General features: G+C 69.2%; 1 protein-coding gene. It reads left to right on the top strand.

Annotated features, from left to right (window positions below; all coding sequences use genetic code 11):
- Positions 1–519: 519 nt before the first annotated feature.
- Positions 520–1,238 (top strand): 30S ribosomal protein S2 (gene rpsB, locus ACOV8S_RS13135; RefSeq protein WP_448318007.1); only part of this gene is annotated, 719 nt, incomplete at its 3' end.

The raw sequence follows: 1,238 nt of genomic DNA, 5'->3' as shown, positions 1-1,238 counted from the left end.
GCACCGAGGGCCGCACTCCCGTCGGCCAGTTCCGGGCGATCCGCGGCACCTCCGCCGAAGGCGCCGAGGGCCCGGAAGGTTCAGAAGCCACCGAAGGCCCGGGCGCAGGCGGCTCCGGCGCGGCCGCCGCCCCCAGCACCGCCCCGGCCAGCACCGCGAGGGTCCAGCCGCTCCTCCGCCGCCGGTTCCGGGCCTTGCCGTTCCGGGGGCTCCGCGCATCACGTCGCATCTTTCGCATGCCGGAACCGTCCCGGAAAGCGGCCGGTGTCCGCCCCGGCCTGTGGACTACCCGCCGGTTGTGGACGGCGGCGTCACTCGGGGCCCCGGCAGTCCCGTACACTTTCTGAGGCGATCCGGGTCACCGGGTCGACTTCGCACGCCTCGATGAGGGCCCCGGCGCAAGCCGGTGGCCTGGGTCGGCGCCCCTCGGTCCCTTGTGGCAGGGCGTCGTACGCGGGCGTCAGGCGCGGATGCCGTCCGGTGTCCGCGGCACAACCGAGAATCTCAAGGAGAACGGCCATGGCCGTCGTCACGATGCGGGAGCTGCTGGAAAGCGGCGTCCACTTCGGTCACCAGACCCGTCGCTGGAACCCGAAGATGAAGCGCTTCATCTTCACCGAGCGCAACGGCATCTACATCATCGACCTGCTCCAGTCGCTGTCGTACATCGACCGCGCCTACGAGTTCGTCAAGGAGACCGTCGCCCACGGCGGCACGGTCATGTTCGTCGGCACGAAGAAGCAGGCGCAGGAGGCCATCGCCGAGCAGGCGACCCGCGTCGGCATGCCGTACGTCAACCAGCGCTGGCTGGGCGGCATGCTCACCAACTTCTCGACCGTCTACAAGCGTCTGCAGCGCCTCAAGGAGCTTGAGCAGATCGACTTCGAGGACGTCGCCGCGTCGGGTCTGACCAAGAAGGAGCTCCTGGTCCTCTCCCGCGAGAAGGCCAAGCTGGAGAAGACCCTCGGCGGTATCCGCGAGATGCAGAAGGTGCCCAGCGCCGTCTGGATCGTGGACACCAAGAAGGAGCACATCGCGGTCGGCGAGGCCCGGAAGCTCAACATCCCGGTCGTCGCCATCCTCGACACCAACTGCGACCCCGACGAGGTCGACTACAAGATCCCGGGCAACGACGACGCGATCCGCTCCGTCACCCTGCTCACCCGCGTGATCGCCGACGCCGTGGCGGAGGGCCTGATGTCCCGCTCCGGCGCCGCCGAGAACAAGGGCGAGAAGGC

The organism is Streptomyces sp. CO7, assembly GCF_053474865.1.
The sequence above is the reverse complement of the archived record's forward strand: the minus strand, read 5'-3'. Positions and strand labels throughout refer to the sequence as shown.